Source organism: Acinetobacter populi (assembly GCF_002174125.1).
GTDB classification, from domain to species: Bacteria; Pseudomonadota; Gammaproteobacteria; order Pseudomonadales; family Moraxellaceae; genus Acinetobacter; species Acinetobacter populi.
Genome location: NZ_NEXX01000003.1, coordinates 348,359 through 369,741, shown reverse-complemented (window position 1 = coordinate 369,741; position 21,383 = coordinate 348,359). Strand labels below are relative to the sequence as shown.

At 38.6% G+C, this 21,383-nt stretch carries 18 protein-coding genes and 1 tRNA gene; 8 read left to right on the top strand and 11 right to left on the bottom strand.

Translation table 11 applies throughout. The annotated features are described in order from the left end of the window. Window positions 1–238: 238 nt before the first annotated feature. Window positions 239–1,240, bottom strand: a complete 1,002-nt coding sequence (locus CAP51_RS10840; RefSeq protein ID WP_087620767.1) for a LysR family transcriptional regulator — start codon at window positions 1,238–1,240, stop codon at window positions 239–241. Window positions 1,241–1,693: 453 nt separating this feature from the next. Between CAP51_RS10840 and CAP51_RS10835 the strand changes: the two genes are divergently transcribed. Beyond that, a complete protein-coding gene (locus CAP51_RS10835; RefSeq protein WP_087620837.1) occupies window positions 1,694–3,298 on the top strand; it encodes an isocitrate lyase in 1,605 nt (534 codons plus the stop codon). 249 nt (window positions 3,299–3,547) lie between these two features. Here CAP51_RS10835 and CAP51_RS10830 read toward each other — a convergent pair whose 3' ends face one another. The 3 genes from CAP51_RS10830 to CAP51_RS10820 all read right to left on the bottom strand — a co-directional run bounded on the left by CAP51_RS10830 (window position 3,548) and on the right by CAP51_RS10820 (window position 6,463). Then, window positions 3,548–3,784, bottom strand: a complete 237-nt coding sequence (locus tag CAP51_RS10830; RefSeq protein ID WP_087620766.1) for a hypothetical protein — start codon at window positions 3,782–3,784, stop codon at window positions 3,548–3,550. A gap of 111 nt (window positions 3,785–3,895) precedes the next feature. Next, on the bottom strand, window positions 3,896–5,959 hold the full coding sequence (locus CAP51_RS10825; protein WP_087620765.1) for a TonB-dependent copper receptor: 2,064 nt from the start codon (window positions 5,957–5,959) through the stop codon (window positions 3,896–3,898). A 69-nt stretch (window positions 5,960–6,028) separates the two neighbouring features. After that, window positions 6,029–6,463, bottom strand: a complete 435-nt coding sequence (locus CAP51_RS10820; protein ID WP_087620764.1) for a DUF2946 family protein — start codon at window positions 6,461–6,463, stop codon at window positions 6,029–6,031. 227 nt (window positions 6,464–6,690) lie between these two features. Between CAP51_RS10820 and sohB the strand changes: the two genes are divergently transcribed. Further along, the gene (sohB, locus tag CAP51_RS10815) at window positions 6,691–7,653 is read left to right on the top strand and encodes a protease SohB (RefSeq protein ID WP_087620763.1); all 963 of its coding nucleotides are present in this window, start codon (window positions 6,691–6,693) and stop codon (window positions 7,651–7,653) included. Window positions 7,654–7,863: 210 nt separating this feature from the next. Continuing rightward, window positions 7,864–8,364 carry a hypothetical protein gene (locus CAP51_RS10810; RefSeq protein ID WP_087620762.1) on the top strand — a complete coding sequence of 167 codons (501 nt, stop codon included), beginning with the start codon at window positions 7,864–7,866 and terminating at the stop codon, window positions 8,362–8,364. A gap of 261 nt (window positions 8,365–8,625) precedes the next feature. On the opposite strand, the gene CAP51_RS10805 is transcribed toward CAP51_RS10810, so the two are convergent. Continuing rightward, on the bottom strand, window positions 8,626–9,438 hold the full coding sequence (locus CAP51_RS10805; RefSeq protein WP_087620761.1) for an alpha/beta fold hydrolase: 813 nt from the start codon (window positions 9,436–9,438) through the stop codon (window positions 8,626–8,628). 388 nt (window positions 9,439–9,826) lie between these two features. On the opposite strand from CAP51_RS10805, the gene CAP51_RS10800 reads away from it, so the two are divergent. Next, a complete protein-coding gene (locus CAP51_RS10800) occupies window positions 9,827–12,583 on the top strand; it encodes a M16 family metallopeptidase (protein ID WP_087620760.1) in 2,757 nt (918 codons plus the stop codon). Window positions 12,584–12,639: 56 nt separating this feature from the next. Here the strand turns inward: CAP51_RS10800 and CAP51_RS10795 are convergent, their stop codons facing one another. Beyond that, window positions 12,640–13,029 carry a DUF3144 domain-containing protein gene (locus tag CAP51_RS10795; protein WP_087620759.1) on the bottom strand — a complete coding sequence of 130 codons (390 nt, stop codon included), beginning with the start codon at window positions 13,027–13,029 and terminating at the stop codon, window positions 12,640–12,642. Window positions 13,030–13,394: 365 nt separating this feature from the next. On the opposite strand from CAP51_RS10795, the gene CAP51_RS10790 reads away from it, so the two are divergent. Then, window positions 13,395–13,471, top strand: a tRNA-Ile gene (locus tag CAP51_RS10790). 64 nt (window positions 13,472–13,535) lie between these two features. Here the strand turns inward: CAP51_RS10790 and CAP51_RS10785 are convergent. Beyond that, window positions 13,536–14,402, bottom strand: coding sequence for a LysR family transcriptional regulator (locus tag CAP51_RS10785; protein ID WP_087620758.1), 867 nt, complete (start codon window positions 14,400–14,402; stop codon window positions 13,536–13,538). Between the two features lie 108 nt (window positions 14,403–14,510). On the opposite strand from CAP51_RS10785, the gene CAP51_RS10780 reads away from it, so the two are divergent. Further along, entirely contained in the window at window positions 14,511–15,278 is a 768-nt protein-coding gene (locus tag CAP51_RS10780) for a sulfite exporter TauE/SafE family protein (protein WP_087620836.1), read from the top strand. A 149-nt stretch (window positions 15,279–15,427) separates the two neighbouring features. Here the strand turns inward: CAP51_RS10780 and CAP51_RS10775 are convergent, their stop codons facing one another. The 4 genes from CAP51_RS10775 to CAP51_RS10760 all read right to left on the bottom strand — a co-directional run bounded on the left by CAP51_RS10775 (window position 15,428) and on the right by CAP51_RS10760 (window position 18,167). Continuing rightward, a complete protein-coding gene (locus CAP51_RS10775) occupies window positions 15,428–16,117 on the bottom strand; it encodes a DUF799 domain-containing protein (RefSeq protein ID WP_087620757.1) in 690 nt (229 codons plus the stop codon). After that, entirely contained in the window at window positions 16,114–16,476 is a 363-nt protein-coding gene (locus CAP51_RS10770; RefSeq protein WP_087620756.1) for a DUF4810 domain-containing protein, read from the bottom strand. The genes CAP51_RS10775 and CAP51_RS10770 overlap by 4 nt, the downstream gene beginning before the upstream one ends. A 17-nt stretch (window positions 16,477–16,493) precedes the next feature. Continuing rightward, a complete protein-coding gene (locus CAP51_RS10765) occupies window positions 16,494–17,171 on the bottom strand; it encodes a CsgG/HfaB family protein (RefSeq protein ID WP_087620755.1) in 678 nt (225 codons plus the stop codon). 261 nt (window positions 17,172–17,432) lie between these two features. Next, entirely contained in the window at window positions 17,433–18,167 is a 735-nt protein-coding gene (locus tag CAP51_RS10760) for a GntR family transcriptional regulator (RefSeq protein ID WP_087620754.1), read from the bottom strand. A gap of 383 nt (window positions 18,168–18,550) precedes the next feature. Between CAP51_RS10760 and CAP51_RS10755 the strand changes: the two genes are divergently transcribed. Next, the gene (locus tag CAP51_RS10755; RefSeq protein ID WP_087620753.1) at window positions 18,551–19,639 is read left to right on the top strand and encodes a porin; all 1,089 of its coding nucleotides are present in this window, start codon (window positions 18,551–18,553) and stop codon (window positions 19,637–19,639) included. Window positions 19,640–19,719: 80 nt separating this feature from the next. Next, on the top strand, window positions 19,720–21,150 hold the full coding sequence (locus CAP51_RS10750; RefSeq protein ID WP_087620752.1) for an NCS1 family nucleobase:cation symporter-1: 1,431 nt from the start codon (window positions 19,720–19,722) through the stop codon (window positions 21,148–21,150). Window positions 21,151–21,383 lie beyond the last annotated feature (233 nt).

Sequence of the window (21,383 nt, the reverse complement as noted above, 5' to 3'; positions counted from 1 at the left end):
ATATGGAGTATTTGTATCTTAAGATACTGATCTTCTAAAATCCGATCTTTTGAAAATAATTTTTGATTCACACCTGTATCTGATCGATGATACAAAAAATTAAAATAGATTTGAAAGTTAGGGTTTGTTCTGAGTATTGTACTCGAAATTTTTATTGGAAGTATAAAAAATATCAAAAAATCAAAGGTAGGGATGATCAGGATCCCTATCTTTGAAGAGAGTGTGTAGATATATATTTTTAGAAGTGTGAATAAGGCGGTACAGGACTATTATTATTCGCCAAAAATTCACGTTTTTCCTCTTCGACCATTTGCCGTGCAACAAATAGGATTAACTGACGTAACCAGCGATGTGCGGGGTGATGATGTAATAAAGGGCACCATGCCATTTTTAATTCAAATTCTGGAATATAAAAAGGTGGATCTTTAATCACCAAACGAGAATTATTGGCTTGTAATCGTGCTATGCGTGACGGTAACGTAGCGATCAGATCGACATTTTGTGCCAATAGCGCAGGCATTTGATAATGCCGGGTAAATACCGAAATTTTGCGTTTTTGCCCGATGCGTTCCAGTGCCTGATCAATCCAGCCTAAGCCGGCTTGTTTTTCCGGATTTACCCCGAAACCAACACCCATACCTGTTTTGGACACCCAGATATGCTGGGCATCCAGATAGGTTTTTAAATTGAGATGTGATACAGCAGGGTGTCTATCATTTAATAAGCAGCTAAAACTGTCGCGCCATACCAGCACTTGGTGAAAACTTTGTGGAATTTCATTAAAACGATTGATAGCGAGATCAACTTTTCCTTGCTCCATATCTCGATAGGAGACATCGCTAGGCGTTAGAAAATCAAGAACAACATGGGGCGCTTCGGAACGTAAAGCCTTAATCAGGCGTGGCACCAATGTTGCTTCTGCATAGTCAGACGTCATGATGCGAAAGACACGGTTTGAAGTATAGGGACGAAACTCGGTACGAGGTTCCAGAATCATGGATAGATCTGATAGGGCATCACGGATACGTGGCTGTAATTCCAGTGCACGTTCGGTTGGGGTCATACCTTCAGAAGAGCGAATGAGTAAAGGGTCATTAAACAGGGTTCGTAAACGGCGTAATATATTACTCATCGCCGGTTGGGTTACGCCAAGTTGCTCGGCGGCACGCGTAACATTTTTTTCTCGTAATAATACGTCTAAATAAATTAATAAATTGAGATCGACCCGCTCAAGATTCATCTAAAGAATACCACAAAATAACGTCCTGAAATTAAGTGAATTATGCCACATTTCTAAATGATTGTATGCATATAAATTAAAAAAATGTCTGATGAGGGAAATGAGCCGAGAAAATACACAATATAGGGTGAAAAACCACTTTTTCACAGAGATAAAGTACCATTAGACATAAGTCGTAACAGGTTTTTTAGGCTCTTTTTTCGAGAAAAATAAATTTTGAGTGAGAAAAATATTTCAATAAAATTAAATTTAATCAAATAGTTAATTAATTTGTATTTAAATATGTTTTGGTTGTGATCATAGCATTTATTAAATAAATACTGAAAATCAAGGTAGAATATTGGATTAATGAAATGACTACTACTATGCTGTGTTTCATACAAAAGCAGGGTGTTTTGCAGTCGCTAAATACCAACTTTTAATCGATGATCCTAACATAAAATGCAGGAATATATCATGACTTATCAATCAGCTTTAGAGCACGTACGCTCCGTTAAAAACAAATTAGGTGGCACATGGAATGCGATCCGCCCAGAAGATGCGGCACGTATGATTGTTCAAAACCGTTTCCACACTGGTCTGGACATTGCGAAATATACCGCTGCTATCATGCGTAAAGACATGGCTGAATACGATGCAGACCACAGCAAATATACTCAATCATTAGGATGCTGGCACGGTTTCATTGCACAACAAAAAATGATTGCCAACAAAAAATATTTTGGTACAACATCTAAGCGTTATATCTACCTTTCTGGTTGGATGGTTGCTGCACTTCGTTCAGAATTCGGTCCATTGCCAGACCAATCTATGCACGAAAAAACTGCTGTACCTAAATTGATCGAAGAAATCTATACATTCTTACGTCAAGCTGATGCCAAAGAATTAAATGATTTGTTCCGTGCATTACAAAAAGCTGAAGCTGCTGGTGATGCTGCAAAAGTAAAAGAAATCGAATCTCAAATCGACAACTTTGAAACTCACGTTGTACCAATCATTGCCGATATCGATGCTGGTTTCGGTAACGAAGAAGCAACTTATTTGTTGACTAAACAAATGATCGAAGCAGGTGCTGCTGCAATCCAGATTGAAAACCAGGTTTCTGATGCGAAACAATGTGGTCACCAAGCTGGTAAAGTAACTGTGCCACACGAAGACTTCCTTGCAAAAATCAATGCAGTACGTTATGCATTCCTTGAGCTTGGTGTTGATGACGGTGTAATCGTTGCGCGTACTGACTCTGAAGGTGCAGACTTAACTCAAAAAATCCCTGTATCTAAAGAGAAAGGTGATTTGGCTTCTCAATACATCAGCTATTTAGATACGCAAGAAATTGACATCGCTGATGCTAAAGAAGACGAAATCCTGATCAAACGTGATGGTAAATTACATCGCCCAACACGCCTTGCTTCTGGCTTGTATCAGTTCCGTGAAGGCACACAGCATGACCGCGTTGTACTTGACTGTGTAACTAGCTTACAAAACGGTGCGGACATGATCTGGATCGAAACACCAACACCAGACGTTCAAGGTATTGCAAGCTTTGTAAATGATATCAAGGCACAAGTTCCAGATGCGAAACTTGTTTATAACAACTCTCCATCATTCAACTGGACATTGAACTTCCGTCAACAAGCCTATGATCGTTGGGTTGCTGAAGGTAAAGACGTATCCGCATATGACCGTGCGAAGTTAATGAGTGCTGAGTATGATGATTCTGAATTGGCTGCTGATGCTGATGACAAGATCCGTACTTTCCAAGCAGATGCTGCGCGTGAAGCAGGTGTATTCCATCACTTGATCACTCTGCCTACTTACCATACAGCTGCTCTTTCTACACATGAGCTTGCGAAAGGTTACTTCGGTGATGAAGGTATGTTGGCTTATGTTGCTGGCGTTCAACGTAAAGAAATCCGTGGTGGTATCGCATGTGTGAAACACCAAGCAATGGCTGGTTCAGACATCGGTGATGATCACAAAGAAATCTTTGCTGGTGAACAAGCGCTTAAAGCGGGTGATGACAGCAAAAACACCATGAACCAATTTGCAGCACACTAAGTTTTAAAAGACTTGGTTGTAGTTTGAAATAGTTCAGCGCAAAAATGTTGCTTCATTGATTAAAGACATTGGATTGATGAAGTAACATAAACTAAAAGCTGGATTCTGTAATAAGCAGAATCCAGCTTTTTTTATCATAAAAAATCAACAGGCTCTATTAAAATACAATTTATTAAAGCGCTACTTGATGAATCAGCGCTTTAACAATTTGATTTTTATCAGTACAGTAAAATTTAAAGCAATAATGATTTAATGGTTATGCTCTGATGCTGTAGCAGAATGTGTATGAGAGCTTTGTTGTTGCGCAGCATCTTGTTGCGGCATCTGCATTTCCTGCTGTTTTTTGCGCTGTTGACTTGGCATATAATCTGGTTCATTACTAATGGCAAGATATAGGATTGCCATAAAGATTGAGCCAAGTACACAGGCAATAATCACACCTTTCCATCCAAATATTGATTTTGAGGCGAGGTTTTCGTTACTCATATCTTTCACCTAAAGTATAAATCCTGAAATGTGAATCTAAGTCATTAAAAATCTAGGCGGATTGTGGCATGCTTAGCCCATCCACCCAAAAGTTATTTGTTAAGCCTTTTGTTAAAATTTCATACTAAGGCGTGTCCAGTAATTACGTCCAATACTATTGAACTGTTCCTCACTGGCATAGCCAAAACCTGCATTACCGGCTTTATTTAGATGTTCTGCATAGGTTTTATTCAATACATTATCGATACCGACGGATAAATCAACGGAGGAATTTAAACGATAGGAAGCATTGAATGACAGTGTGCTAAAACGCTTACTTTCTGCCAGATCATAACCGACAATATTTCCCTGATGGTAGGCAATCCGGTTTTGTTTGGCAACTGCACGTAAATATGCACCCAGACTATAACGATCTGCAACATATCTTAAGTTAAAGCGACCTTCTAGCGGGGCGATTTGGGCTAATGCGCTATGTTCACTATGATTTTCACCCCAAGCATAAGCAAGGCTGGCATCGGCTAGAATACGATCGGTAAATTGATAAGCAAGACCTGCTTCTGCACCGGCAATACGTGCATCAACATTTTTTGCCCCTGCGCTGATGCCATGGCTCATTGAACCCATCGCATGCTGATGGTAGCTCATCAAAATATAATCCTGTATTACACCAGCATAGATAGAGGTCCAGCCACGCAATGCGCCTTGCTCATATTGCAAGCCAAGATCGAGCTGGGTGGTCTTTTCAGGATTTACACCATTAAAAGTATTACTTGAACCTGCATTGCCATGTACCGGGCTAAAGAGTTCCCAATAATCGGGCATACGTTCTACATAGCCGAGTCCAACATAGCTTTTCAGTGTTGCATCAGAATTTTCACTTTCTAGACGAATGAAGCCGCTAGGCAGTGTTTTTGCAAGTTTGGTATTGTAGCCACTGATTTTGGATGCTTCACGTAGATCCTTAACCTCTATATGATCGGCACGAATACCTGTGACCAGTTGGTATTGTGGATGTAATGGATAGCTTATTTCAGTAAATATGCCAGAGGACTGAAATTGCATATCCTTGCTACGTCCAGCATCGATATAACTATTGCCCATACCACTGCGACTGGCATGTTGGTTATATTGATGGTCAACCCCCGACTTGATGCTCAGTTTGTGCCAGTCATAAGTCCCTGCAAGGCGGGCGTTTATGGTTTTACGGGATACATTACTGGACATTGGCATAGACATACCGCCAGATGGTGTAAATTCACGTAAGCTAAAGTTATCCATGACATGATCATTAAAACTATAGTCAATCTGTGCTTCAAGTTTTTTAAAATATTGACCTAAATTTTCCTGTGTATAACCAAGGCCAAGACTTTCCCGAGCAAACTTGGCACCGTCCATACTGCGTCCAGCATATTCGGCTTCGCCATCGGATTTTCCTGCTTTGAGTTCGACATGCGTATCTGTATCTGGCGTCCATCCTAGTGTTAGATCAGCATTCCATTTTTCCCAAGCGGAAGGTACAGTTTTTCCATCACCATCCTGATAACTATTCGATTTGGATCGGTTGGCATTCAATCGGCTATAAAAATGGTCATTTCCTACAGCAACATCTACATTGTGATCTATCCGCCCAAATGAGCCGATCACAACACTGGCTTGTCCTTGATAAGGTTTATCAGCATCAAAACGGGGCACATCGCGTTCAAACATCACCGTTGCCGCAGATCCTGTATTGGCATAAGCAACAGTTTGTGGACCTTTAATGACGGTGATGCGGTCATAACTTTCGGGAGAAATATAAGAAGTTGGTGCATCCATTCGACTTGGACAAGCACCTAGATTCTCACTGCCATCGGTCAAAACTTTTATTCTGGAACCAAACAGTCCACGGAATGTAATATCACCATTGGTACCACCACTATTGATGCTATTAAAACCTGCGATGCTTTTAAGATATGCGGCACCATCACTGGCAGGAATGGGTTGGATTGGCTGTTTTGGGTCAGCATGAATCATTAAGCCATTGGCTTCTGTATATTCATTTTGGGCAGTGACCACGATGGGTGCAAGTTGTAGGGTTGGCTCATCCTGTTGCTCTGAATGTGCAATCGCCAGAGTCGAGCTGAAAGCAAGTGTAATTGCAGCCGTAAGCGGTTGTAATCTAAAAAACGTAAGCATAATTGTACTCAAACATAAATTTAACGGGATTAAAGGGCATAGGCCTTTAATCAAAGAACGTATTTAAATTTATGCAAATACAGGCGGGGCACGTCCTTGTGGTAAGAGAAAGAGACGTTGTAAGGCAAAATAAACATGCGCCAGTGTGCGTTTAAACAGCAATAAACGAACCTGAATACGCTCCAGAACTTCTTTTACCCCAAGTTCAGGTGGCAAAACCAGATTGGCATAGACCGTACAATACTGACATTGGTGATGAATATCATGATGATGACCGTCATGTATAGTTGAAGACGTACTAAGTTGATGCTGTGAATGATCACTTAGACTGACATGATGTGATGAATGTTGCGGAGTATGCTGTTGCTCAATCGATAGGGCGCGTGAGATCGTTTCACAGATGGGTGAAATCTGATATTGCACGGGTAGCAACGCTTGTAAAAAAACAGCAATTTGCAAAAATACTGCAAAGAAACCAAGCAGTATGCCACTACGATAAAACAAATAATGCACTCAAAACAAAACTTTGCGCTACTATAACATAGACTTTGAGTTTTTAAACGGTGAATAATTTTAGATCAGACCTTATTCTGTTTGTGTGCTTATGGTGAGGACGCTGGCGCAAATATTGACAGGATTGCAAATAAATTGCATAAATCAAGTTGAATTTTAATGCCAATACCCTCATGTTAGTGAAATTGGTTCTCATTGAATACTGGAATAAAAACTATATGCTATTTCATTTACCGAAATTACCTGCCGAATTACGTATCGTTCATCTGAATAGTCGTGTTGAACAACAACGTCGCCGAATTGCACAAAGTACAATGGGGCGGATCGAACAATTACAATTTGCGGCGCAATTAAAAAAAGAGGCGGTATTACGCAAAAAGCATAATAAAAAAATCTTTGTATTAGATTTTAAAGGTGATATTCAGGCCAGTGCAGTCGAGCAGTTACGTGAAGAAATCACTATGATTCTGGCTACGGCAAAAGCAGGTAAGGATCGTATCGTATTGCGTCTGGAAAGTCCGGGCGGTGTGGTACATGGTTATGGCTTGGCTGCGGCACAATTGGTTCGTTTACGTGATGCCGGATTTCATCTCACCATTTGCGTAGATAAAGTTGCAGCGAGTGGCGGCTATATGATGGCATGTATTGCCAGCGAGATTGTTGCCGCACCTTTTGCAATTCTGGGTTCAATTGGTGTTGTGGCACAATTACCCAATTTCAATAAATTATTAAGACAGCATAACATTGATTATGAAGTTTTTACCGCAGGTGAATATAAACGTACTGTGACGGTTTTTGGTGAAAACTCAGAAGAGGGCAAAGCCAAATTTGAACAGGAGTTGCAACAAACTCATCAATTATTCAAACATTTTGTCGAGAACTATCGCCCACAATTAAATGTCAGTGATGTTGCAACAGGTGAACATTGGTATGGTGAAGATGCATTGAAGTTAAAACTGGTAGACAAATTGCAAACTTCGGATGCCTATTTGCTTGAACATTTACCACAGCATGATATTTATGTGATTAATACTCGGAAAAAACCGACTTTAGGTGAAAAACTGAGTTTACAGGCAGCGCAAATGGCGCAATCCGTATTGCCTGTAGTGATTGAAACGGCGCGTGAAAGTTTGATGAAATTGTCACAAAGAAGTATTGAGCTACGTGATCCCAAGATTTAATCATGTTGAAGTAAAAAATCAGTCTTTAGGCTGATTTTTTTGTGTCTGCTAAATGCTCATATATGTTTTTGATATTTAACTGCGATGTAGGAGAAGATCCGGATTCACCAGAGCAATTCTGCCGAATTACCAACAGACCTAAATAAAAGATTAGAAAGCACAGGCAACTATCGTTACAATACCGTCATCTTCAAAAATATAGAGCAATCCATGTTGGTTATTTTCTTAAAAGATGGTCAGAAAACAATTGAATTCACCGATTTTCCGGGTGAAGATCCGATTAAATTTATGATGAATTTTAAGAAAATTTTTCCATCTACTTTTGATTTATTACTCCCGGTTTTACCGGAAGATGAAACTCGTCTTGATGAGGTCACATGGGAAAGTAATGAGCAAAATTTTAAGCTTTTTAAACGTTTGATACAGGAATGGGCAACGGTTGAGATTCGTCTGGCTGCATTAAGCAAATATAAAAATCAGGAGTTTGCCAATCAATTGGTAAAACAGGCGCAACAGGCGCGCAAGAAATTTCAGCATGCCCAGCCTAGATTGAATCTATTATATGCCGACTATGTATTTTTACAGGCAATTCATAGCTTACTTGATGCCGAGTTGGTCGAACTGGGTGCAAGTTTTTATTTGCCAGTTTTACGCAAGAACTGGCGGGCGGATATTCCATCTGAGGTATTAAATGTTCGTGTTGATGCCTAATCTGAAAGAATGTTGAAAGTACAAATTAGTACAGTAAAAATTAATAAAGCCAATCAACAATGAGTGTTGATTGGCTGGTTTTATTGTCTTAATGCTGTATTGTCTGCAATCTCTCAGTTGCATGGGTTATCGTCATAATGTCCCTTGTTGTCATTTCAAATCGTCAAATTATTGTTATCAAGTCTTTGTATGACTCAATATAGATCAGGTTTCTTACAAAGAGATGAAAGTTGATTAAATACCAGCTTATATGCTTACTTTTTAAGCATTAATATTGTTTAGGAACTGTGAAATTTTTGATATTACGATTTCAGGTGCTTTTAACCAGACACTATGCGGATTACCTTTAATGTCTGTCGGTAATTTGATTTGTTCAATATGCGGATAGTGGTATAAATTGGCAAGCGCAACAATTGAGGTCATAGGCGCCCATTGATCTCCTTGTATTTGTAGAAAAAGATTAGCAGCATTGCTTTTATGATAGTCCGCTACAATATGACGATAATTGCCTCGGATTACGATACTGGCAAAATCATTGATCAAACCTTTTGCTTCCCGTTTGCCAAAACCAATCTTATCACCGGGTAAATAACCGAGTGTGTTGACCAATAAGCGAAAAGTGTAGGCTGTTGCCAGCATTTTATAACGTGCTTTTCCTTTCCAGTGTTTATAAAAAATATTTCCGGTGGCAATACCGATCACATTACATGGATGATGTTGGGCGTAGAGTGTGGCAATATGTGCCCCCAGACTATGTCCGATAAATGTTGGAGTTTTAGACATTGCAAACTGCTTGGCATCGGCAACTAAAGCCGGAATAAATTGTTCAATTAAATCTGCATAGCCATAAGAATGATGGCGATCTACCTTGGGTAAATTCTTTGCATAACCGGGATAGTCGGCAGTGATGATGGCAATATTGGCTTGATTCAACAGAGTAATCAATTTTTGATATTTATCAATAGTGATACCAATGGCGGGCAAAAGAATGGCAATATGCTGGACGTCCTGATCGGGGAAATAGTGTTGAATTTCAACATTAAAAATATGATTGAGCTTAAATGAACTTTGCATGTGTTGTCCTTTTTGAATTTGCCTTTGTATAAGAATCCCTGATGCTGCGATTTCTGGAGATTGAGATGTCTTACCATCTAGGCTTCATATTCAGGATTGTTTATTTCACCAAAGATCATAAATCCATGATGTTTTTTCCAATATTACCTAAACTGAATTTAGGCTGTCATAGAATAGTGCCGCAATACTGAAATTATAATTGCTGAAATTGGAGTAATCACTCTAATTTTGGTCAGTCTTATGATTCTGTTAATTTTTAGCCTGATGAATGGTTGATTTTTCATATTAATTTTGCAAAAAATAACGCAATATATTCTCTAACAATGAATAATAGTCCACAATCTAACGATCTCTAAGCAAAAAATTTATTTTTTATTTTGGAATAATTATGTTACGACGTGCGAAAAAATTAGTTTTGGCATTGTGTGTAGTTGCTGTCAGCAATTATAGTTTTGGCGAACCAGTTTTAATTAAATCTGAACAAGACATTTATGAATATCAATTAGATAATGGATTCCGGGTGGTATTGGCACCGAATCAGAAAGAAAATAAAGTATTTATCAATACCATCTATTTCACTGGGTCTTTAAATGATCCGCAAGGCAAAGGTGGTTTGGCACATTTGCTGGAACATCTGGCATTTAAAGGTACAGAGAATATCAAGCAAGAAGAATTCCAGCGGAGACTGGATCAATATACCTTAAGCAATAATGCCAGTACCAGTTATTACACCACGCAATATACCAATATCGTGCGCCCGGATAAAAATGCGCTTGCAGAAATGATGCTTCTTGAAGCCGAACGCATGGATAAACTGGTGTTACAGGAAAAATTTGTACCCAGTGAAATTGAAATTGTGCGTCGTGAACGTGAGATTCGACTGGATCAGCCTTTTGCTGTCATGATGGATCAAATCTGGAAAGCTGCCTATGGTAATCAATCTTTAGGACGTTTGCCTATCGGTGATTTGGAAGAGCTAAAATCGATTCAAATGCCAGAACTACAAACTTTTTATCGTCAATATTATGCACCGAATAATGCAGTGATGGTGGTTGCCGGTAAATTTGATATACAAGAGATATTAAAGGATATTGATCAGAACTTTTCCGGCATTCAATCGCGTGCTTTACCTGCACCAGTAAAAGTGCCGGTGCTTCAACCTGAACAAATCAAGCAGCGTGATTTTGTGGTCAGAAAAGGCAGTGACCTAGCGAAATTCCATATTTATATCAATGCTCAAGATCAGGCAATTCAGCCAGCATTGTCGATCATCCCTTATTTGTACACCATGGAACCGAGTGGTTATCTCTATCAGAATATGGTGCAAAACGGTATCAGTACCGGAGTCATGTCGACCACATGGCTGGATCAGAATTTTAATCTGGTATTTTTAGGTGCGGTATATGCACCGACTCAAGATGCCAAAGCAGTCGAAAAGACCTTGACACAGAAGGTTGAAAATACAACACCTTTTTCTGCCACTGATCTGAATCGTATCAAGAATATTGCCAAGAATAGTCAAAAAAATATGATGAGTAGTTCGGTTGCAGTGGGTACGGCTTTAAGCAGTTATCTTGCCAATCAACAAACTTGGCAACAATTTTTTAAAGATCAGCAAGCGGTTCAGGATTTGAATATTGAGCAGGTTAATCAGGTATTAAAAAACTTTCTGGTGTCCAAACATCGTATGAATGGCGATATTCAACCGACACCCGAAGATCAGAAACAGGCACAGCAGCAACTGACCGAACAAAATAAAACACTGGATCAGCAAGAAGCACAAGCACAGCCTTTGAAAGATCCAAAGGTCTATGAACAAGAAGTCATTAACTTTGTTAAACAATCTGCCCAACTTCTTGGCAAAAGTGAGCAAAAAATTCAGCGTGGTCAATTTTCTAATGGAATGAAATATGCATTATTTCCAACTTCAACTCGCGATGATCGGGTATATGCCACAATCAACTTAAATTTTGGTAATGAAAAATCATTATTTAATCAAAGTGAAATCATTGATTTAAGTGCCTACCTGATTTTACGTGGTTCAGACAAACAGACGTTTCAGGACATTACCGATAAGTCAATTGCGCTTGACGGTAGTGCCTCGGTCAATAGTAGCCTGAATAGCATGCAAATCAATATTAGTGCACCTAAAGAAAATTTTGAGCAATATTTTGATTATATTATTGATGTCTTAAAGCATCCGCGCTTCGACCAAAAAGAATTTGATCTGATTAAAGCACAGTCTTTACAAAGTTTGGATCGACCATATACCGAACCTGAAGTGGTTGCCGGTTTAACCCTGTCCCGCTTAATCGAGCGATATCCGGCAGGGGATTTGCGTTATCATTTTGAACCCGAATTTGCCAAAAAGCAGCTTGAACAAGCGACGAACCAGCAAGTAAAAGATTTTTATCAAAAATATTTTGCCATGAATCATGCACAAGTGGCTGTAACAGGGGCGTTTAATGCCAAGCAGATGCAGCGACTTTTAAAGAAATCTTTTGCATACTGGAATTCAAAACAACCCTATGCACCTGTTTTAGATCAATATCAAAGCTATGCTGCACAAGCCCAGCATGTTCTAGCAGAACAGCGAGAATTTGGTAATTACCAGAGTGTTCTGACAGTTCCTGTTGGTGTATATCATCAGGATGCCCCAGCATTGATTGTATTTAGCCATATTTTGGGAAATTCACAATTATCTTCTCGCTTAGCCAAGGCTTTAAGGGAGAAAAATGCGCTGGTATATGGTTTTGCAAGTCGTTTGAATCTGGATGACGAAACAAATGCAGGTGCATTAACAATCAGTGCCAATTATACATCAGGTCGGGCCAGTCAGGTTACTCAGACCGTGCATCAGGTCTTACAGGATTTACTGCAACATGGGGTGACTGAGCAAGAACTTGAAGCTGCAAAAGCCAATATTATGAAACAACGTGCGACGATGTTAGAAGATGATCGTAATATTCACCGTATTTTGACCAATCAACTAGAACAGGATAAAACTATGGCAAGTCGCGCTCAGCGTGATTTAGCCATTGCAAAATTAACCGTTGCTGATGTGAATGATGTGATTAAAAAATATATCAAGCCGAATCATTTTGTTGAAGTTATGGCAGATCAATATGGCGAGCAAATAAAATAATAATTGGTTAAAGATATATTTAGCGTTAAAAAACGCCTCGAGATGAGGCGTTTTGTTTAATGGTCGTGATCATGTTTGTGGGTATGAAAATCTTCCATTTTCCGAAAACGCAGATAATTATCAAATTGTTCGCAGTATTCATCATAATTATCTTCAAGCATGGCCTGAAATTGCTGTACCAGATAAGCCATAACCTGATCTTTGGCATCTTGCATTTCTTTACCATCTTTAAATGTATTGGCACTGACCCAAGTATTAAAGCGTGCTGCTGCAAATAACATGGCAGAACTGACTTGACCACGACGGTCGCCAGGTTCAACAGTTTCCCCTGTTTTAGGCCGACAAAATTCATTGGCAAGTTTGATAAATTGATCGGCACGATCAAAAAATGCTGCATTTAATGCTTCTTCTTCTGTTACATCGGTGGCATCAATACGATTAGACACAGGCTAAACTCTCAACATTTAAAAACGGCAATAGTATAACAGGCAAATGCCCGATACCAATATAGATTGTAAGGCGCGAGAAATGACAGCAGTAAAATTTTTGACGATTTTTAATGGGTTGGCTGAATATTAAACGGTTGCAGGGACTTTCGCTATGGGTACAGTTTGATACTTCTTGTTTTTTAAGGTGATCTTGGTTAAGATTGGCACCGCTTCAAAGTTTTGATTTAGCTTTAAACACTGCGCACTTTGTTGGTTGTGCAATGGAATCAAAGCATTATTTATATAAGATACGACGCATGCGTTTGTCTTACATAAAATTTAGAAGCGTGAGGTGTACTGTGCACCACAAGTAAATTTTTATAGGGCCTGTAGCTCAGTCGGTTAGAGCAGTGGACTCATAATCCATTGGTCCCCAGTTCGAGTCTGGGCGGGCCCACCATATTTTTAAAAAGCACTTAGATAGAATCAATACTAAGTGCTTTTTTTATAATGATAACAATAAGCTATGTGTAGAATGTTTGTTGGAGTAAATCGACAAACGCATCTCTGGCCTGATGTAATCCTGTATTTTTATGCCAGATAAAATAATTTTGTACCGCAGCCAATTCTTCAAAGCTATAGCCTTTTATACTGCCACTCTGTTTAAATTGTTCAAATATACCTTTTGGTACCAAAGAGATACCGGCACCGGCGCTGACACAACCTAGAATGGTGCCATAACTGGCAATGCTGGTGATCGGTACCGTGATATGATATTGAGCCAGCCAATGTTCCAGTGCTGTTCGATAGGGACAACCTTCTGGCCACATCAATATATTTTTTCCGATCAAGTCCTGTGGTCGTTGTATTTCTCCCAGTGTAGAAGAAGCAATCAACACCAGATCTTCCTGATATATTGCTAGACATTCCAGTTGCGGATGTGCTGGATTGACAGCAATGATTGCGCCATCAAGTTGATGATTAACGACATCACTGACCAATTGTGACCATGTGCCAGTACGAAACTGCATGTGTACTGCAGGGTAGTGTTGATGATAGTGTGATAATAATTTGGGTAATCTTGCTGTGGCGGAAGATTCAATTGCTGCAATTTTTAATGGCCCAGATGGCATTGCGGAAGGTTTCAAAGCCTGTCGTGCTTGCTCACATAAAGACAGAATCTGGTTCGCATAATCAAGGAATATACTGCCAGATGGACTAAGGATCAGGCCACGGCCTTGCCTAATAAAAAGTGTCACATCGAGTTCTTCTTCAAGACGCTTTATCCGTGTTGTGATATTTGATGGCACGCAATGTAATACTTCCGAGGCACGGATAATACTGCCTTCATCAGCAACCATTTTAAACATGCGTAATTGTGAAAGTTTCATGCAATATTCATTTAAACAGAATGATTGGCTTAATATAAGTTATTTGTAGTCAGTGATCTAGTGTTCTAATCTGCAAGCAGTTATTTTGGCTTGGCTGATCAATTGGATATGGATAATACGCATGTTTTGATGACTTTAGGTTTTTTTGCATTTTGTGGTGGATTAATTGATGCTGCTGTCGGCGGTGGTGGACTGGTGCAATTGCCTGCACTTTTACATGCTCTACCACAGAGCAGTTTAGCCACTGTTTTAGGAACCCATAAGTTGGCAGTTTTGGCTGGAACAATATCGTCTGCTTTTAGTTATGTCAAAAGAATAAATATTGTATGGCATCTAATGTTACCGACGATGTTTTCGGCATTTGTTTTTGCATTTTTGGGTGCGATGTCGATTAGTTTAATTCCCAAGGAATTGATGCTATATCTGGTTTTTCTACTTTTATTGATCATGGCAATTTATACCTTCTATAAAAAGGATTTAGGGCAAATACATCGCTATGTGCAATGTGGTCGGAAAGAAATGATATTGGGCATATTTTTTGGCGGCTTAATTGGCTTTTATGATGGTATTTTTGGACCGGGCAGTGGAAGTTTTCTGCTTTTTATTTTTGTAAAATGTTTTGGATTTGATTTTTTAAATGCTTCTGCATCAGCAAAATTGGTCAATCTAGGCACATTTAGCGCTTCGTTATTGTTTTTTATTCCATCAGGCCATGTGTTATGGAAGATTGCTGTGATCATGATGTTGTGTAGTGTCATCGGTTCCTTAACAGGGACATTTTTTGCTTTGCGTTATGGTAGTGCTTTTATTCGAATCTTTTTTCTTATTTTACTGGTGTTTTTAATTGGCAGGATGGGGTTTGCTTTGTTTTTCTAATTTAGAAATAGATAAGGTGGAGACCTTTTATAGATCTCTAAATTTTAAAACCAGTAATGCTTTTGACATCACTGGTTTATTAATTAACATGCATGCATTAACTTCAAAACTTTAAGGTTTAAAATTAAAGCAATGACTGCTGATAATATTTATGGTCTTTCTTGTAGATATTTAGGCGAACGAGGACCATATAAAAGTCCAGAACTTTGACGGCTAGACATTGTTGAGTTGGCATTACTTTTATCGTAAGGGGTAAATAACTGATAATTTAATGCATTCGAATAAGTATGGGCTGAATCATTTAAGCTACTTGATATCTGATCAATTAATGCACTGGCAAGCATACCGATAAGATTACCTCCACTATTATTTGTCGGTTGTGCTATAGACTGTTTACCTTCCCATAAAACTTGATTAGTCCTTAAGTCAATTAACTTGGCTTCGGCAGCTACACTTGTGACACTTTGGATCAATTGATATTTTGTTCCATATTCTGTGACTTTTATATATAAGGCTGCATCAGCACCAAAAACCTCTCTAAGTTTAGTGGTTGGTATAGACTGTGCATCATTTCCATTGGTGACACCATTTTCTTTTAGCATCTTGTCAACTATTGACATTGGGAAAACATAATAACCTGCTTCTGCAACTGGCTGATCAACAGTTGTCCAGTATCCATATGTTGCTTTGACATCAGGTGTATTATTAATAGGGGGAAGTACCAGTATGGATTTTGGCATATTCGATTTATACGTGGAATAATCATAAGTAAGTGGTGTGGTTGTACATCCTGTTAAAACTATTCCAAGTAATATTGTAGAACAGAGCATTTTTTTCATGATTTTGGCTCGCTTAGGCTTTTCTCATTGAGCAAACGATTAATAAGAGTCGTAGACTCTGGATAAACCTGTTTTTCCAACTGAAAATAATTTTCAGCTTTTGAATAATTACCTTCTTCAAGATACATAAGCCCAAGATGAGCATAGAATCCTGGTGGAATTGCCAAATTTTTTGCTTGTGCTTTTTGTATATCTTTTTCCAGAGTATTTATTTGTGCGCTTGGTGATGCTTTTGTAGTATCACTGTACATTAAATAAGTTTGGTTCGGATATGAGCCCCAATAATACAAAGACTTTGGGGTTGTGGTACAACCAAAAAGTCCGATCATACAGCATAGTGCAAATATTAAATTTTTCATTATTGATGTTACTCGAATTATTTATTGGGAGTCCATTGTTGATTTTGTATTCCAGAAACTAAATTATTCACGGCTTCACGAACTGCTAAATCTAAAACTTTGCCATTTAAGGTTGAATCATAGGAAGCAGTAGAACCAAAACCAAGAACTTCTCGCTCACTTAACGCATATTCGCCTGCACCTTGTACTGAATAAACCACTTCAGATGTTTGGACATCTACAATATTTAAATTTACTTTTGCGTAAGCAATTTGCTGTTTACCGCGACCTAAAATTCCAAAAAGTTGTTGATCACCTACTTCTTTACGGCCAAATTCTGTAACATCACCAGTAATGACATAGCGCGCACCTTTGATGGTTTGACTTGTTTTACTGTAGCCAACTTCCTGATTAATTTCAGACAAATTATCTCGATTTAGAACTGAAAAATAACCGGTTTGCTGTAAATGTGTTTCTAAAATAGTTTTTGCTTGACTACCTAAACGATCTGTATTGTCAGAGAAGATACCTCGCATATAACTAGAACGGTTGTCGAATTTTCCAATTGAAACTGGTGTTTTAACGCCTGAATAACGAACAGCAGTTGTAGCAGTATTGACTTGTGGACTTTGAATTGTACGAGCGCTTTCAGTAGTGGTACATGCAGTGATACTAAGTATAGATAATGCAATAATTGGTATGAAAATAGAATTCATTTTTGTGACTCTTGTGGTTAAATTAAGGCAGTTATTCTACTTACTATACATAATAAAAAATACGTTTTTTTAAAAGATAATCAATACTTTTTTATTGATAATTCAATAATTTATTTATTTTTATAAAAAGTAAATGCTAATTAGTAAGAGAAACTTAATAGTACTGCTAATATTTAAAAAGGATCTGTAATCCAATATAAACTCTTGGCTAGCGGATATTTGTAATAGAAATTTTCAGGCCAAGAGCTATTGATAAACAGTTTAAGGTTTAATTTTTTTATTCTGAAAAATATCCATTAAATTGACATTGCTGGCTTCTGGGCGGTCATCCAGCAGAATACTGGCATAGTCTTCCAGATGCTCTTCCATTAAAGACGTGGCCAGTTCATCATCTCCTTTTTCAATTGCATCGAGGATCGCTTTATGTTCCTCGACAGAACAATTGTTATGTTTGGGAATCTCATACATGCCAATCAATAAAGAAGTTCTTGCGATCAGTGTCTGAAGATAATTGGTCACGATGGTATTTTTATTAACTTCACTTAAACGGATATGAAACTCGCCAGAAAGTTTAATCCATTCTTTCCAGTGCCCAGAACCACGTACTTCCGCTTCCTGATCAACCAGATCTTTAAGCGGGTTTAAATCAATGACTTTTGCCTTGCGCGCCAGTTTCTTGACAGTTTCGATTTCCAGCATACTCCGAGCTTCGAAGACTTCCTTGGTTTCTTCCAGACTATGTGTTGCAATTAATGCACCACGATTGGGCTGAATTTCGATGACCTTGTCGTGTGCAAGTCGAACAAATACCCGGCGAAGTACGCCACGGGTCACACCAAATGCCTTACACAGTGGTGCTTCGACCAAGCGGGTGCCTGGCGTAAGCTGACGGTTGAGGATAGCATCAACAATGGCATTATAAATATGTTGATCAATTTCATCATTGCTCATTTCTGTGTCTTGTTGTGGTGCATCAGATGACATTGAGTTCTCCATGGTAACAATTATGCACTGGATGATGTGGGAAATATAAACAAATACATGCAGTAATTTAAGTGGCAATTCTGGAATATTTTTTTATTTCTCGCTAGTCATTTTTGCATAGAATTTAGACATTTATTGCACTGGATTGTAACAATCTAGCATTATTAAAATTTCTACATATCAAAAAGTTAAAAGTAATTTTTTTTGTATATACAAATTGAATTAATTTTCAGATATTTTTTTCAGCTCTTTATTCTAAATATTGAATAGAAATCATAAGTTTTAAGTTGGTCCGTTTTTTGCTTTAAATAAGATTGTGCACAATCTTATTTAAATATAGTAAACAATATATAAATATTTTGAGCACAAATTTAAAAAACACTTTGGGGTCAATCATGTTTGCAATAGATAAATTAGTTCTGGCATGTGCATTAACTACCTGTACGGTGGTCAGTCATGCCGATTTGAATGTCATGACAGGTGATGTCAATCTTAAAATCAGTGGAGTGATCGATACAGGGATTGCTTCTGTGACCAATGTCAAAGCTGGAACGCAAACCAAAACAACAGGCGTGGATAGTATTTTGGGCGTATCTAATCTTGGAGTAAGTGGGGATTATCAGATTGATGACGATTACAGCGCTTATTTTAAATTGCAGGCAGGTTTTAACCCGTCTAAAGGGGAACAAAGTAAAGATGGGGAATTGTTTGACCGCAATGCCTATGTTGGATTAAAAACACCCTATGGTTCTGTGAGTTTGGGAAAACAATGGACATTTAACGATGATTGGTTCGTCGGCAGTGTATTTAAAGGTGGTTATAATTCCGGTGCCATGTTTAAGTTTTCCGAATTTGATGCGGTCAGTGAAATTTATTCCAATTTAATTAAATATACTTCGCCCAATTTCAATGGATTGCAGATCGGGGCAATTTATGGCTTAAAAGATGATTCCGATAAAAATACCCATGGTCAGATTTTTACCACTGCTGTGAAATATGACGCACAACAATGGATGGTTGGCGCTGGTTACGAATATCATGAGGCGCAAGATACCGACAATCATTATAAATTGACCACATTGGCCGGTAAATATCAGATCGATCAATGGATTGCCCGCTTAGGCTTTGCTTATGCTGATATTTCCGGTCCGGGAAAATATGCGGCAATTCCAAGTAACTTAGGTAAACAAAAAGCATGGAGCAGTGAAGTGGGTGTAGATTATTTGATGACACCAAAATTAACTTTATCTGGAGATATTCTCTATCGTAAAAATACCACTTTTGATACCAATACCACAGTTTACCGGGCCTTAGCGATTTATCAGATTCGTAAACCTATTAGTCTATTGGCCAATATTGCCTATTTAAACAATGCAGATGGTGCATCTGAAAGTCTGGTAAATACAGATTCCGGACTACAAGGCGGTGGCTATACAGATAGAAGCCAACTTTCAACTGCGCTTGGTATAAGACTCACTTTCTAAGTGTGGCACTAAGCAGAAGCGGTGAAATACATCATGTATTTCATTGAATTAAAATCTAAAAATAGTGAGTTTTCACCATGATGAATGAATCGGAAGCAGTGATTAAACCTTCTTATGATCCAAAGCTGACCAATAGTGATTTGGCACCGTTAAAAAAGCAGACTTGGGGATCATATAATATTTTTGCTTTTTGGATGTCTGATGTACACAGTGTCGGTGGCTATGTCACTGCTGGTAGCTTGTTTGCCTTGGGATTGAATAGTTGGCAGGTTTTGATTTCCTTATTGGTTGGGATTGTGATTGTACAGTTTTTTGCCAATTTGATCGCCAAATCCAGTCAACAAACCAGTGCGCCATTTCCAGTGATTTGTCGTGCCACTTTTGGGGTACAAGGGGCGAATATTCCTGCTGTAATTCGTGGATTAATTGCGGTTGCATGGTATGGGATTCAAACCTATCTGGCATCTAGTGCATTCTTATTGGTGATACTTAAATTTTTCCCCGAGTACAGTGCTTATGCCGATGTCAATCAATATAGTTTGTTAGGCTTGTCTTATCTGGGCTGGGTTGGTTTTATGCTGATGTGGGTACTTCAGGCCATTGTTTTCTGGAAGGGCATGGACGGTATTCGTAAATTTATCGATTGGGCCGGACCTGCTGTGTATGTGGTGATGTTTGCCATGGCTGTCTGGCTGATTTATGAAGCAGGCTGGAGTAATATCGACTTTAATCTGGCTGGGGTAAAATACGAAGGTTTGGAAGTAGTACCAGTCATGATCGGTGCAATTGCCCTAATTGTGTCTTATTTTTCTGGTCCAATGCTCAATTTCGGTGACTTTTCTCGTTATGGTAAGTCTTTTGAAGCGGTCAAATTTGGTAATTTTCTCGGTTTACCCGTTAACTTTTTGTTTTTCTCAATCCTGACTGTGGTGTGTATTGCTGCAACTTTGCCTATTTATGGACAACTGATTACCGATCCTGTAGAGATGGTGGGTAAACTGGACAATACCTTTGTGGTTATTCTGGGTAGTTTAACGTTGATGATTGCAACAGTCGGTATTAACATTGTGGCAAACTTTGTTTCTCCCGCATTTGACTTTTCCAATGTGGCACCGAGTAAAATTAGCTGGCGTACAGGTGGGATGATTGCTGCAGTAGGTTCAATTTTTATTACTCCATGGAATTTATTTAACAATCCGCAAGTGATCCATTACACCATTGATATTTTAGGTGCTTTGATTGGACCATTATTCGGTATTTTGCTGGCAGATTTTTATGTGGTGAAAAAGCAAAAAATTGTGGTGGATGATTTATATACCATGAATCCCGAAGGCAGCTACTGGTATGAAAATGGTTATAACAAAAAAGCTGTGTATGCCTTGATTCCTGCTGCACTGGTCCCGATTATGGGGGTATTGATTCCGCAATTGTCTGCTATGGCAAACTTTTCCTGGTTTATTGGTATGGGACTTGGGTTTGTAATCTATATTGCATTAATGAAGAAAAAATAATGCAAAATTGAGTTGATGATGCCCGTTGCAAATATTGTGTTTTGTGACGGGTTTAAGTTTTAAGCAGAGACATTAGCACATTGTGTAGAGTATGGAAGTAGTGCCAGATCGGGTAAAATAAGCAATGATTGCAAGTTTTTATTTGATCAGTGCACATCTATTTTGACGGTTATTGAACAAAAGTATCGGGTTGGTTCTGTTGCTGGATTTTCCTGCACAGACCAAGGCACAAC

Coding starts and splice junctions, on each gene's coding strand:
- CAP51_RS10840 (WP_087620767.1), bottom strand. CDS start 1,240: ATGAATCTTGAGCGGGTCGATCTCAATTTATTAATTTATTTAGACGTA.
- CAP51_RS10830 (WP_087620766.1), bottom strand. CDS start 3,784: ATGAGTAACGAAAACCTCGCCTCAAAATCAATATTTGGATGGAAAGGT.
- CAP51_RS10825 (WP_087620765.1), bottom strand. CDS start 5,959: ATGCTTACGTTTTTTAGATTACAACCGCTTACGGCTGCAATTACACTT.
- sohB (WP_087620763.1), top strand. CDS start 6,691: ATGCTATTTCATTTACCGAAATTACCTGCCGAATTACGTATCGTTCAT.
- CAP51_RS10810 (WP_087620762.1), top strand. CDS start 7,864: ATGTTGGTTATTTTCTTAAAAGATGGTCAGAAAACAATTGAATTCACC.
- CAP51_RS10805 (WP_087620761.1), bottom strand. CDS start 9,438: ATGCAAAGTTCATTTAAGCTCAATCATATTTTTAATGTTGAAATTCAA.
- CAP51_RS10800 (WP_087620760.1), top strand. CDS start 9,827: ATGTTACGACGTGCGAAAAAATTAGTTTTGGCATTGTGTGTAGTTGCT.
- CAP51_RS10785 (WP_087620758.1), bottom strand. CDS start 14,402: ATGAAACTTTCACAATTACGCATGTTTAAAATGGTTGCTGATGAAGGC.
- CAP51_RS10780 (WP_087620836.1), top strand. CDS start 14,511: ATGGATAATACGCATGTTTTGATGACTTTAGGTTTTTTTGCATTTTGT.
- CAP51_RS10775 (WP_087620757.1), bottom strand. CDS start 16,117: ATGAAAAAAATGCTCTGTTCTACAATATTACTTGGAATAGTTTTAACA.
- CAP51_RS10770 (WP_087620756.1), bottom strand. CDS start 16,476: ATGAAAAATTTAATATTTGCACTATGCTGTATGATCGGACTTTTTGGT.
- CAP51_RS10765 (WP_087620755.1), bottom strand. CDS start 17,171: ATGAATTCTATTTTCATACCAATTATTGCATTATCTATACTTAGTATC.
- CAP51_RS10760 (WP_087620754.1), bottom strand. CDS start 18,167: ATGGAGAACTCAATGTCATCTGATGCACCACAACAAGACACAGAAATG.
- CAP51_RS10755 (WP_087620753.1), top strand. CDS start 18,551: ATGTTTGCAATAGATAAATTAGTTCTGGCATGTGCATTAACTACCTGT.
- CAP51_RS10750 (WP_087620752.1), top strand. CDS start 19,720: ATGAATGAATCGGAAGCAGTGATTAAACCTTCTTATGATCCAAAGCTG.